Origin of the sequence: Bremerella sp. P1 (assembly GCF_028748185.1) — a bacterium.
GTDB lineage: Bacteria > Planctomycetota > Planctomycetia > Pirellulales > Pirellulaceae > Bremerella.
In genome coordinates, this window is sequence record NZ_CP118164.1 from 1,959,221 (window position 1) to 1,972,264 (window position 13,044).

The window sequence follows — 13,044 nt, forward strand, 5'->3', positions numbered from 1 at the left end:
CCGTTTCTGGTGACGATGGTTATTTGCTCAGGAACAGGTCGCTAGTGACAACGTGCTCGATAATCGACCGGAATCCATAGCTGTCTGCGGCGGATTTGTTGGCGATCATTTCGACGTATGGTCGATCGGCGAACTCGATCGCCGCTCCGGTCCCATACACCAAAAGATGTTCTGCCACGTTCGCGGCCAGTCGATGGGGATGACTGGTAACTATCTTCTGGAAGCCTTCGATATTCTTGAATTCCTGCCCACTGGGTAGTTCGTAACTCGCATCGATCTTCGGGCCGTTCTTAACACTACGCCCCTGAACTTGCGGATAGAAGTCTCGCCACTTGCCGGTCGGATCATAATTCTCCAGGGCAAACCCAGCTGGATCGATTTTCGTGTGGCAACTGGCGCACTCACCTTGGCTGCGGTGCTTGGCCAACTGTTCTCGAATCGTTTTGGCACCGCGAATATCCGGCTCGACGGCCGGCACGTTGCTCGGAGGCAGTGGTACATCGACACCCAGCAAACGCTCGGAGACCCAGACACCGCGAACCACCGGCGAGGTGTTCGATCCATTGGCGGTCACTTTCATGATCGCCCCCTGGGTGATCAGACCGCCACGTCGACTTTGTGGTTTCAATGTAATACGTTGCAACTCATCGCCTGCGATCCCGTCGATACCGTAGTAGCGGGCCAACCGGCTATTGAGGTAGGTGAAGTCGGAATCAATCAAATGAGAGACACTGAGGTTCTTCTGCAGCATCTCGCTGAGGTAGGTCTCCGTTTCGGTGAGCATGGCCTGCTCGACGATCGGATCGAAGTCTCGGTACAGCTTGGAATCGGGCTGCGTGAAGTCGATCTGGTCCAGGTCGAGCCATTCGGCGGCCAAGTCGTGGAGGAACTTCTCTCCACTGCTACCTGCTAACAGTCGTCGGGTTTGCTGCTTCAGCGTTTCCGTGTCACGCATCTTACCCGCGGATGCCAACTGCATCAGCTGTTCATCGGGCGTGCTACCGGTAAGGAGGTAGCTGAGGCGAGTCGCGACTTCGTAGTCATCCAGCGAACCCGGTTCTTCAGCAAAGTAGATAAACCGAGGCGAACACAAAAGTGCCCGGTAACCTAAGCGAATCGCATCGACGAACGCGGCCTTGTCATCAATGGCTGCATTGACCTCTTCGAGGTAGGGCTTCATCTCGTCGGAGGTAACCGGACGCCGGAAGGCACGACTGGCAAATCGCGTCAGCAGACGTTCTGCGTCCGCCTTGGGATTCTTGCTAGTGACTTGCCAGGGCTTGCGTTTGTCTTTTTGAGGCTCAACCTTCAAATCACCGAACAAGTACTCGCGGACCTGGTCGTCATTACCATTGAGGTGAATCTGTTTCATGGTCACGCGGTCGAACGCGATACCAGGCAAGTCTTGCGGTTCGCCCTCGCCAACACCTACCTGACCGCCGGCAAAACGTCCCTTCTTCAAGGTCGTATCTCCTGGTCGAATTTCGAGCATGTGCCCCTTGGGCAGCCAGGTTGTGAACTTAACCACTTTCGGCTCTTCCATGGCCTCAAACGTTGTCACGTTGGCAAGCAGCGGAGCACTCGAAACACAGGGGCCACTTCGAACGGTTGACCATACGCCTCCGGTCTTCGGCAACTTGAGCCCAGAGACGGTCACTTCAAATTCAAACCACCCATCGGTCTTGGCAGTCGTGGCCGGCAGACGACCGTAATAGATCATGCCGGAACTCCAAATGACGGCCTTGCCTTTTCGCATCTCTGGTTCGCGGCAGCGTCGCTTGGGATTCGTTCGTGCGACACCCTCGGCATCGAAGTCCCGCTCGTATTCATCTTCAGGACTCAACGCACGACGGAATGCTTCGTCGAGCGCGACATCGATAGTTTCGAGATGAGCAGCCAATTGAAAGTGGGACATCCCCTGCCCGGAAGCCACGGTGGTGAATCCGTCTGTCTTTTGTTCTTCCGGCAGATAGTCCAGCAGCGGAACGTCGATGGCCAGCAGATCTTGAATCGACCGCTCGATCTGCTTTCGGGTCAAACGACGGCCACGAACGCGACCGTACTTGGTATGGATATTCTTTTGAAAGTTGGTCAATCCGTGATTGGTCGTCGCTAGAAATGCCTGACGTGCTTCTGCGTCCGCTTCGCCGTAATCGGCCGGCGGCATCTCGCCTAGTTGAACTCGATCGTAGATACGTACCCAGCGTTTCAGATTGCTACCGTCTCCCAGATCGAAAGACAGCTTCTCAAGATCGAGCCCTGCATCAGCGGAATCGCCTTGATGGCAATCGTAACAGTTGTTCTCCAGGAAACTGCGGACCGCATTGGGCGACTTGGGCTCGGCCGCTTGCGTGGCAACCGTCGAAATCAGCGATAGAATCAGCCCCGTCACACAAGCAATAGTCGTGTGATACGCGCATGTCGAAGCACGGAGGGAAAGTTTCATGGCAGTCGCTAGGCAGGTAGGAAGGAGCCGTAATGTGGGATCACGGCAAGTTTTGGGAGGGTGTCGATGCCGATGGGAGGCCTCTCTATTCCTTCGGCATCTCCCGTGAATTCTAGCCAATATGTTCAAGAAAAGCGAGAAGCTTTGCGGTGGCTAGCGTGCTATTTCTCGTCACATTTAGCCCAAACGGGTGGCTACTCGGCCAGGTAGACTATCATAGGCCGGGGGAAGGCCCACAGAAGGACGTATGTCCATAACCAGCAAGGCGATAATGCGCACACTACAATCAATCGTACGAACTTGCGGCCTGCTGGACTCGTGGTCAAACTGGAGCATGCTCCCAAAGCAGCACAACGAACCCACCTCAGTTTGATTGCCTGACAGGACACATCTCAAACTGTTATCCCTGCCATCCGGCCGCGAATAGCAAGATCCGATCCGGCCATTCAACGCTCGCAACTTAAACACCAGGACAACCTCGACCGTGCATCCTATTCATTTGCTGACCACGACCGTTCTATTCACGATGACCTTCCTTGGTTCTCTTTCGGCCGCCGATTGGCCCGGCCAGGAGTCCCAGTGGAATGGGAATGCGAAATACGACTTCAAAGTCGACGATCGGCCTGCCTACGTTGTCGTTCCCAAGCAAGCGGCGGAAGGCAATCCCTGGGTCTGGCGAGCTCGCTTCCCAGGGTTTCACGCCGAGGCAGACTTGCTGCTTCTGGAGCGAGGTTTCCACATCGCTTACATCAATACGAATGACATGCTTGGCAGCCCCACGGCGATGAAGCACTGGGACAACTTCTATGACTTCCTGACGGAAAAAGGGCTGTCGAAGCGTGTTGCTTTGGAAGGAGTCAGCCGCGGTGGCCTGTTCGTCTACGGCTGGGCATCTCGACATCCAGATCGCGTGGCATGCATTTATGCCGACACTCCGGTCTGCGACTTCAAAAGCTGGCCAGGCGGCAAGGGAAAAGGAGTCGGTAGCAGCGGCACCTGGCAACGCTTGTTGCAGGAATACAACTTTACCGAAGCCGAAGCCCTGGCCTACAAGAAGAATCCGATCGATATCCTGGCTCCGATTGCCGAAGCCAAGATTCCCATCCTGCATATTGTTTCGCTGAACGACGTGGTGGTTCCCCCAACGGAGAACACCTTCATCCTGGCCGAGCGATATCGCAAACTAGGCGGGGAAATGGAGATCATCGAGGTCCAGGAAGGGACTGAGAAGTCGCAAGGACACCATTTTACCCATCCCGATCCCAAACGCGTGGCCGACTTCATCGAAAAGCATGCGACCAAGTCCTAAGGCGGAGCCTGCAGTGACTGGCACTTGGCGACGTTTTCGGATCGACGAGATAATTTGACGCGGCCCTCGATAGCGAGGACAATAGGAGACCGCGCTATTACTCCCCTTGCCTTCTAATCTGGCTTCCCAAAGCACTGGAATCAATCATGCTTGACCGGTTCGCCCTGCGCGCCGTGCCACTGACGATGTTCGTCTTCATGGCATCCGTTTTTCCATCACTCGTCTCTGCTCAAGATAAGCCCAATATCATCTTGATGATGGCCGACGACATGGGCTTCTCGGATCTTGGTTGCTATGGTGGCGAAATCGAGACGCCCAACCTGGATCAACTCGCCGATAGCGGCATTCGCTTCACTCAGTTCTATAACACGGCCCGCTGCTGTCCGACGCGGGCCGCCTTGCTGACGGGCCTCTACCAACACCAGGCCGGCATTGGCCACATGGTTGGCAACTATGGGGTGCCGTCCTACCAAGGCTATCTGAACGATCAATGCGTCACGATCGCCGAAGCACTTCGCGGGGCTGGATATACGACCCTGATGACCGGCAAATGGCATGTCGGTTCCCAACCCGAACATTGGCCCACCAAGCGAGGTTTTGATCGCTACTGGGGAACGCCGTCGGGAGGTGGTGTCTATTTCAAAGACACCCTCAAGATCCGCAACACGGTCTTCTTTGTCGAAAACGAAGAACGGATCGAGCTACGAGACGACTTCTACATCACCGATGACCTGACCGATCATGCGATGGAGTTCATCGACGAAGCGGTGAACGAAACCAAGAAGCCATTCTTTCTGTACTTGGCACACATCGCACCTCACTGGCCCTTGCAAGCGAAGCCGGAAGACATCGCTCACTACGAAGGCAAGTATGATACCGGATGGGATGCGACTCGCGACGCACGCTTCGCACGACAAACAAAAATGGGACTCTTCCCTAGCGGTACCAAGTTGAGCGATCGTGACAAAGACGCCAAAGCTTGGGAGAAGATGCCACAACCTGCCCAGGAAGACCTCGCACACCGCATGGAGATCTATGCCGCTCAAATTACCTGTATTGATGAAAACGTTGGCAAACTAGTCGCACAACTCAAAGAGTTAGGCCAGTACGAGAACACGCTCTTTATCTTTCTCTCTGACAATGGCTGTTCGGCCGAAGGTGGCCCGGGCGGATTCAGTCGCGGCAAAAAAGACGCTCCGATCGGCACGGGACTTTCGTATGCCAGCGTCGGCCTGGAATGGGCGAATGCCAACGACACTCCATTTCGCAAGTTCAAGATGGATACCCGCGAAGGAGGCATCTCTTCGCCACTGATTATTCATTGGCCCCAGGGCGTCAAACACAACGGACGCTTGGTGGATGCACCAAGTCACGTGATTGATGTCATGCCAACGCTTTTAGATGTTGCCGGCGCGACCTATCCAGACAAACAAAACGGTAAGACAACGATCCCACTCGAAGGTCAAAGCTTTGCCGATCAGTTTGCCGCGACCAAGACAGTCCCTGCTCGTGACCTGTTCTGGGAGCATGAAGGCAACCAGGCCATTCGCCGAGGCGACTGGAAAGCCGTTCGAATCAAAAACGGTCCCTGGTCCCTATACAATTTGAAAGACGATCGTACGGAAACGACAAACCTCAACCAGGCCCATCCTGAGAAAACCAAGGAGCTTGCCCAAGCCTGGGAAGCCTGGGCTGAGCGCTGCGGAGTTTGGGACTGGAATGAGCTTCAGAAACAGCGACGCAAGAAATAATCTCACATCGAATTCACCCTGAGGGTCTACCATTATGAAACAGCTATTCCTCGCCGCGATCATCACGGCATTGAGTTGTACTAGCCTGTTGGCAGCCAAGCCGAATGTCGTCCTGGTGATCACCGACGACCAAGGCTACGGCGACTTGGCCTGCTATGGCAATCCGGTCATCAAGACACCCAACATCGACAAACTGGCCTCGGAGTCATCCCAGCTTTCGAACTACCACGTTGCCCCCACGTGTTCTCCTACCCGTGCGGCGCTTCAATCGGGTCACTGGACCGATCGTGCCGGTGCCTGGCACACGATCATGGGACGTTCGATGCTTCGTGCGGAAGAGGCAACGCTTGGCCAGCTATTGAAAGACAACGGCTACGTCACGGGAATGTTCGGCAAGTGGCATCTGGGAGACAACTATCCTTATCGCCCTGAAGACCGCGGCTACGACGAAGTTTATCGTCACGGTGGAGGAGGCGTCGGCCAAACGCCTGACCTGTGGGACAACGCTTACTTCGATGGCCAATACTTCCACAACGGCAAGATTGCACCGGCCAAGGGTTTTTGCACCGACGTCTTCTTCCGTCAAGCGAATCAGTTCATTCGCGATAGCGTTAAGAAGAACGAACCCTTCTTTGCCTACATTTCCACCAACGCCCCGCATGGTCCCCTGCACTGTCCACAGAACTACATGGACATGTACGCCGATCAAAATGCCAATATTGCGGCGTTCTTTGGAATGATCACCAACGTTGACGACAACGTTGGCAAAACCCGCAAGCTGCTCGATGAGCTAGGCGTTGCGGACAACACCATCTTCATTTTCACGACCGACAACGGCACGGCGACCGGTGGATCGGTTTTCAACGCCGGCATGCGTGGCAAAAAGGGTAGCGAATACGATGGTGGCCATCGCGTCCCATTTATGTGCTATTGGCCAGCGGCTGGCATGAATAAGAAGCACGTGAACGATCGGCTCACCCATGCCGTCGACGTTGCTCCGACGCTTCTGGAAATGACCGGAGGCTCGGCTCCTGCGAACTATACGTTCGACGGAAAGTCGATTCGTGCTCTGCTCGACCCTGCGGTCGATGTCGACTGGGCAGACCGCTACCTGGTGACCGACTCGCAACGCGTCCGTGACCCACGAAAGTGGAAGCAAACAGCCGTTATGTCGCAGCAGTGGCGACTGATCAACGGCAAAGAGCTGTACGACATCCAGAAGGATCCAGGCCAGAAGAATAATATCGCCAAGGACCATCCTGATGTGGTCGCTAAGATGACCGCTTTCTACGATGGCTGGTGGGCTGAACTTGAGCCAACCTTCGCTGTGCCCACAGAGATCTACATCGGCCATCCCGATGCTCCAGAAGCATCGCTGACCGCACACGATTGGATTCAGTCGTCCTATCCGCCATGGAACCAGGGCCATATCCGAAGTGGTGATGGCTACAACGCGAAGAAACAGAACGTCAAACACGAAGGTCACTGGGCCGTCAAAGTCATTCGCGACGGCACCTATGAAGTCAGCCTTCGCCGTTGGCCGGTCGAAGCGGATCAATCGATCCTGACCAATCTGCCACCGGGAGCGGACGTGCCAGGTGCCAGCAAAGCAATGCGTGCTCGCCCCGGCGTCGCCTTGCCGATTGCATCCGCCACCCTCCGCATCGACGGGAAAGACCTGGAGTCCAAGCCCGTCTCTTCGGATGCGCATGAAGTTACCTTCACGACGAAACTCAAGGCCGGGTCACGTCAGTTGTCACCCCTGTTTGTCATGGACGATGGTAGTGAACTGGGTGCGTACTACGTCGTAGTTCGCTACGTGGGAGACTAACGTGAAGCGCCTACTTCTCGCCGCCGTGCTGACCGTCTGGTTCGCAGGGCCGCTTAGCGCCGCAGACAAGCCCAACATTGTCATCCTTTATGCGGATGACATGGGGTTTGGCGACTTAGGTGCCAACAACCCTGATTCCAAGATTCCAACGCCCCACTTGGATCGTCTGGCGAAGGAAGGTTTACGCCTGACCGACGGACACAGCTCGTCAGGTATCTGCACCCCGAGCCGCTATGCGCTGTTAACCGGTCGATACCACTGGCGGAAGTTTCACGGCATTGTCCAAGCGTTTGGTCCGCCGGTTATCGACCCCCAAGAACTGACGCTGCCGGAAATCCTCAAGGAAAAGGGATACCGGACCGCTTGCATCGGGAAGTGGCATCTCGGTTGGAATTGGGACGAAATCCTCCGTCCTGATGCGGATGTCAAATCAAATCGTGGCAACCGAGTGATTCAGCCAGAAGCATTCGACTGGTCGAAGCCGATCTCTGGTGGCCCAACCTCACACGGATTCGACGAGTACTTCGGTGACGATGTCCCGAACTTTCCACCCTATGCCTGGTTCAAGGACGATCAAGTCGTTGGCCAACCATCGGTCATGCTGACGAAAACTCCCCAGACGCCGGAAGGCCGTTGGAGTGCCCGACCTGGCCCGGCAATGAAAGACTGGGACTTCTGGGCAGTCGTCCCCAAGCTGGCCGATGAAGCGGTCGATTGGATCGCTAAACAGAAAGGCCAGCAGGAACCGTTCTTCCTCTACGTACCATTCAACTCACCACATTCGCCAATCGTCCCGACCGAGGAGTTCATTGGATCTTCCCAGGCAGGACCGTTTGGTGACTTTGTCCACATGACCGATGCGATGGCCGGAAAGGTATTGGCCGCGTTAAAGGAGAACGGCTTCGAGGATAATACGCTCGTGATCTTTACGGCCGACAATGGCGCCGAGAATTACGCTTACGAGCGGGTCAAGAATTTCGATCATTGGAGCTCGGCCCCATTTCGAGGCGTCAAACGCGACCTTTATGAAGGTGGACATCACGTTCCGTTTGTCGTGAAGTGGCCAGGGAAAATCAAACCGGGCAGCACGAGCGATGCCCTCATCAGCCAAGTCGATTTGATGGGCACGATTGCAGCGATTGTCGACTACCAGCTTCCTGTAGATACGGCGCACGACAGCTACGATCAGTTGCAAGTTTGGCTGTCAGGCGAAGCGAGTCCCCGTGAAACGATCGTGCACAACACAGCGGCCAAAGCCTATGCGATCCGGGACGGCAATTGGCTGCTGGTCGATGCCCCCTCTGGCTCGCACAATCGAATCCCCAAGTGGTTTGACCAAGAGCGAGGCTACCAAGAAGACAAGCTGCCCGGCGAGCTTTACGATTTGCAGAATGATCCGGCTGAGAAAAAGAACCTCTACGAAAGCAAGCCGGAACTCGTGCAACAATTAAAGCAGAAGCTTAAATCGATCCAAGCCAGCGGCCAGGTTCGCTAGATTCCCGGTTGACGACTCCAAAACAAAGAGTGCTCTCATGACGCGCATCCTAGTTCTCGCCATCGCCTGCCTGATGACCTCTGGCTTGACCGTTGCCAACGCCCAAACAGTAGATTCTGAAAATCGCCCTCACATCATTTTCGTGATGGCCGATGACATGGGCTGGGGGCAAACAGGCTATCGAAATCATCCGGTTTTGAAAACGCCGAACCTGGACCTGATGGCCGCCAACGGTCTGCGTCTCGAACGATTCTACGCGGGCTGCTGTGTTTGTTCTCCGACCCGAGCCAGTGTGATGACTGGCCGCACGCCAGTCCGCAGTGGTGTCCTGACGCATGGTTACGCGTTGCGACATCAGGAAAAGACGATCGCCCAGGCCCTGAAAGATGCCGGGTACGTCACCGGGCACTTTGGCAAGTGGCATCTCAACGGGCTCCGTGGCCCCGGTGCACCAATCCTTGCCGAAGACACCTACGGCCCAGGTCACTTTGGTTTCGATGAATGGGTTTCAGTGACGAACTTCTTTGATGTCGATCCGCTGATGAGCCGGCAAGGCAAGTTCGAGCAAATGAAGGGGGATTCGTCCGAAGTCGCCATGGCCGAGGCAATCAAGTTCCTTCAGAAGCACAAAGACGGCGGCAAACCCATGTTCGCCGTTGTGTGGTTTGGTACGCCTCACAGTCCATTCAAAGCTCTCGACGACGACAAGATTCCCTTTGGCAACCTCAAAGCGGATTCCGAGAATCACTATGGTGAACTCGTTGCCATGGATCGCAGTATCGGCACCCTTCGATCGGCACTACGCGACATGAAGATCGCCGACGATACGCTGTTCGTCTTCTGCAGCGATAACGGCGGGCTACCCCGGATCCAACCAGACACCGTTGGAGGCCTGCGTGGTAACAAAGGAAACGTCTACGAAGGGGGCCTTCGGGTTCCCGCGATCATCGAATGGCCATCGATGGTTCAGCCTCGCATCAGCAGCTATCCGGCATGCACGATGGATCTCTTTCCGACGGTCGCCGACGTGCTTGGCCTACCGGACGATGTCTTTGTTAAGCCCCTGGATGGCGTCAGCTTAAAGCCGCTTCTTGCGGACGAGCTCGGAGCACGCGAACAACCGATTGGCTTTCGATTTCAGAAACAGGCAGCCTGGGTCGACAACAACTGGAAACTAGTGACATCTAACCGCGACCAAGCAAACAAGTTTGAGCTCTATAACCTGAAGGATGATCCGCACGAAGAGAATGACCTGGCCAAGGCCGAGCCTGCCCAGTTCGAGAAACTCAAATCGGCCTACCAGGCCTGGGACGCCGCGGTCGAGGCGAGCTTTGCTGGCAAAGATTACGCCGCCGGCAAGCTGACCGAACCTGATCCCGAACCCCATTACTGGACGATTGATCCCCGTTACGAGAAGTATCTGCCCGAGTGGAAGGACCGCTGGGAGTATCGAACGTACATCCAAAAGGTCCTGAAAGACTAACCCTCTGATACCTAACCTCGATTCCGTTAAAAGGCACCTTTGGCCCAATAACGGCGGCGATCAATACACAGCGGCGACGTGTGATATTTTTCTCCTGGTTTTCGTGAGAAGTAGGGGTAAACTGCGGTCTGAGCGTACGATTTCTTGGTGGAGGGTATATTCCTTGTCTTGCTCTCCATGCGCCGCAATTCGTTAGACGTTACGTAACCTACTGCCCGTGTTTATTCTGCATATTGGGGCGTGATAGCACGCTTACAAGCTACCTCTGGGATGGCTTCTTGCATTTCAAGGTCCGAGGTAGCCCCGTTATTCGATCGACTTTGATGTATTTTCCGTAGTAAAGTGGCGACTCCACGTACGATCTCAAGGTGAAGTCCTGAACTGATTCTCTTGGTTTGGGCCCCCCACCTGAAACAGCCCTACCCAATACATGTCCTACGAAATCCCAGAACAATCTCAGACCGACGACGCGGCGCAAGATCAGCGCTATGCAGACTTTCTGGCATACTTTTCGGCGGATTGCGACCGGCTGCACGCTTACATTTACTCGTTACTGCCGCACCATGCGGATGCGGACGACGTTTTCCAGCGCTGCAGCCTGCTGTTGTGGAAGAAGTTTGACACGTTCGATCAGCAGCGAGACTTTCTCTCGTGGGCTTGTGGCGTAGCGTTTTACGAGGTGAAGAACTTCCTCCGCACTGCCCAGCGTGATCGACTGCAATTCAGCGAAACGCTGCTAGACCTTTTGGCAGAGAGACGAACCGACGATCTTGCGAGTGTTCCGGATCATCTGGCAGCACTACGCTTGTGCGTCAAAAAGCTAACCGAACACCAGCAACAGTTGGTTTGGAAAGCCTACGGTGGTGCCACGACCGTGGCCGACCTGGCGGCTGCCACCGGTCGTTCGGCTCAGACACTTTACAATCAGTTGGCAACCATTCGCCGCAAGCTGGCCCAATGTGTCCAGATGCGACTCACCGCCGCAGGAGAGGACGCATGACAAACGAACTCAACAAACGACTCGCCGATTTAGTGCATCGCAGTGTTCATGAAAGCCTGACGGCCGAAGAACATGCCGAGCTGGAAGAAATGCTCTTGGCCAGTCCCGAGCTACGGGACGAGTATTTCCTTCTTTTGGATCTGGAATACGGCTTGGCCAAACTAGCCGTCGAAGAAACCGGACGCCAAACGCTTAGCTTGCCGGAAGCTGTCGTTCGCCCTGCGCACATGCAGCGTACCGAGCCGACCCCAGCGTCCCAATCTGCTGGCTACTGGCCGCTATTGGCATTGGCTCTATTTGGCCTGTTGGTTGCCCCGGTCGTGTATTGGGCCGCCAATCAGCAGCCGGTGGCTCACACCGATCCCCAAACGGGAGGAAACCCGGACGGCGGCCAATCGGGTCCTGCGATTGCGGACATGCAGATCATGCAATTGGCAAGGAGTCGTTTCTTTGGAGAACCACGTGCATTCGCTCCTGGTGATACGCTTGCCCTGAATCATGACTATGCATTGGTCGAAGGAAGCGTTCAGCTTCGCAGCCGTACCGGTGCGGAAATGATCGTTCAGGCTCCGGCTGTCTTTGCGATTCAGTCGGCCGAACGAGTTTTGCTGAAAGTGGGCGAGTGTTCGGTTTACGCTCCTGATGGCGCCGAAGGCTTTCGCGTTCTGACGCCCCAGGCCGAAGTGGTCGACAAAGGAACTCGATTCTCCATCAGCGTCAATGAATCAGGCGAAGCGGATGTCGAAGTGATCGAAGGAGCCGCCGAAGTCTTTACCGCCCAGGAAGCCACTACCCCTGTTCACGCAGGGCTGCTTCTCGAAGCAGGCGAAGGCCGCGTCATCAACTCGATGGGGGAAGTCGCCGCGGGCGATGGTTCCCAGTTCGGTCGCACCTACAAGTCGATCCTGCCTGACCGCATCATTTCGTTTGACGTTTCACCGGACGGAGAGCCTGAGCCCGACAAGCTGCTGGGCGTCACGGCACAGCGCGGCGGCAAGACTTTTTCGTACGACGTAGACCAGCTGATTGGCTTCGATTTGATTCACTTCAAAGTCAATCAAAACATCAACAACCTGACGACGCCACTTCTAAGTGTTGACCCGAAAAGCGGCGATGACACACGTCGCCGAGCCGAGTACCTCGATCGCGACCACTGTCTGTGCACCGGCATCTTGAACCCCGGTGGCAGCGAAATCCCGTTGGACTCGGATCCCGACATTACCAATGAAGACCTAGGCCAACGCACGCCTGGCCTGGCGGTTCGCTTTCACGAGCCGATCGTCAATGGCCCCGGCCCGGATATCGTGCTGTTTGACCTGCATGTGGTCGTGCACCCAGAGGATGGCGATCCGTTCCATGTTTCGCCCACCCACTTTGAACCCGGCCTGAAATCTCACACCATTCGTCAATACGACATCTCGCTCGTCGACCACGGCTCGCATCAATTGAGCAGCTTTCGTTTGTACGGTTTCGACCGACGCATTCGTAGCGTGGACGAACTGTGCCAATCGAATCACAACGGCGGTGTACCTCACGCGGTCCCTGCCAAAGTGATCGCAGCGGGCATCGATTTGTCCGACCTTGGGTATCCGGAAGGTGCCGAGGTTCGCGAACTGTTCATCCAAGATGCGATGGACGACGACAACTACATTGACCCCGTGTTTATCGGGGGCTTCCCACCTGTTTCTACCACCTCGCCCGAAGAGCCTAACTCAACGGAAGAGTAAGT

Annotated in this window: 8 protein-coding genes; 7 read left to right on the plus strand and 1 reads right to left on the minus strand. The window is 55.5% G+C overall.

Annotated features, from left to right (window positions below):
* Positions 1 to 19 precede the first annotated feature (19 nt).
* On the minus strand, positions 20 to 2,446 hold the full coding sequence (locus PSR63_RS08090; RefSeq protein ID WP_274332246.1) for a DUF1592 domain-containing protein: 2,427 nt from the start codon (positions 2,444 to 2,446) through the stop codon (positions 20 to 22).
* Between the two features lie 484 nt (positions 2,447 to 2,930).
* Between PSR63_RS08090 and PSR63_RS08095 the strand changes: the two genes are divergently transcribed.
* From PSR63_RS08095 to PSR63_RS08125, 7 genes are all read left to right on the plus strand, one after another.
* Positions 2,931 to 3,755 carry an alpha/beta hydrolase family protein gene (locus PSR63_RS08095; RefSeq protein ID WP_274332248.1) on the plus strand — a complete coding sequence of 275 codons (825 nt, stop codon included), beginning with the start codon at positions 2,931 to 2,933 and terminating at the stop codon, positions 3,753 to 3,755.
* A 146-nt stretch (positions 3,756 to 3,901) separates the two neighbouring features.
* Positions 3,902 to 5,506, plus strand: coding sequence for an arylsulfatase (locus PSR63_RS08100; protein ID WP_274332250.1), 1,605 nt, complete (start codon positions 3,902 to 3,904; stop codon positions 5,504 to 5,506).
* A gap of 34 nt (positions 5,507 to 5,540) precedes the next feature.
* Positions 5,541 to 7,337, plus strand: a complete 1,797-nt coding sequence (locus tag PSR63_RS08105; protein ID WP_274332251.1) for an arylsulfatase — start codon at positions 5,541 to 5,543, stop codon at positions 7,335 to 7,337.
* 1 nt (position 7,338) lies between these two features.
* Entirely contained in the window at positions 7,339 to 8,832 is a 1,494-nt protein-coding gene (locus PSR63_RS08110; RefSeq protein ID WP_274332253.1) for a sulfatase-like hydrolase/transferase, read from the plus strand.
* A gap of 37 nt (positions 8,833 to 8,869) precedes the next feature.
* Positions 8,870 to 10,315 carry a sulfatase-like hydrolase/transferase gene (locus PSR63_RS08115; protein WP_274332255.1) on the plus strand — a complete coding sequence of 482 codons (1,446 nt, stop codon included), beginning with the start codon at positions 8,870 to 8,872 and terminating at the stop codon, positions 10,313 to 10,315.
* Positions 10,316 to 10,745: 430 nt separating this feature from the next.
* Positions 10,746 to 11,315 carry a sigma-70 family RNA polymerase sigma factor gene (locus tag PSR63_RS08120; protein WP_274332257.1) on the plus strand — a complete coding sequence of 190 codons (570 nt, stop codon included), beginning with the start codon at positions 10,746 to 10,748 and terminating at the stop codon, positions 11,313 to 11,315.
* Positions 11,312 to 13,042, plus strand: a complete 1,731-nt coding sequence (locus PSR63_RS08125; RefSeq protein WP_274332258.1) for a FecR domain-containing protein — start codon at positions 11,312 to 11,314, stop codon at positions 13,040 to 13,042. The genes PSR63_RS08120 and PSR63_RS08125 overlap by 4 nt, the downstream gene beginning before the upstream one ends.
* The last annotated feature ends 2 nt before the right edge of the window (positions 13,043 to 13,044 follow it).

Coding starts and splice junctions, on each gene's coding strand:
- PSR63_RS08120 (WP_274332257.1), top strand. CDS start 10,746: ATGTCCTACGAAATCCCAGAACAATCTCAGACCGACGACGCGGCGCAA.
- PSR63_RS08090 (WP_274332246.1), bottom strand. CDS start 2,446: ATGAAACTTTCCCTCCGTGCTTCGACATGCGCGTATCACACGACTATT.
- PSR63_RS08100 (WP_274332250.1), top strand. CDS start 3,902: ATGCTTGACCGGTTCGCCCTGCGCGCCGTGCCACTGACGATGTTCGTC.
- PSR63_RS08125 (WP_274332258.1), top strand. CDS start 11,312: ATGACAAACGAACTCAACAAACGACTCGCCGATTTAGTGCATCGCAGT.
- PSR63_RS08115 (WP_274332255.1), top strand. CDS start 8,870: ATGACGCGCATCCTAGTTCTCGCCATCGCCTGCCTGATGACCTCTGGC.
- PSR63_RS08105 (WP_274332251.1), top strand. CDS start 5,541: ATGAAACAGCTATTCCTCGCCGCGATCATCACGGCATTGAGTTGTACT.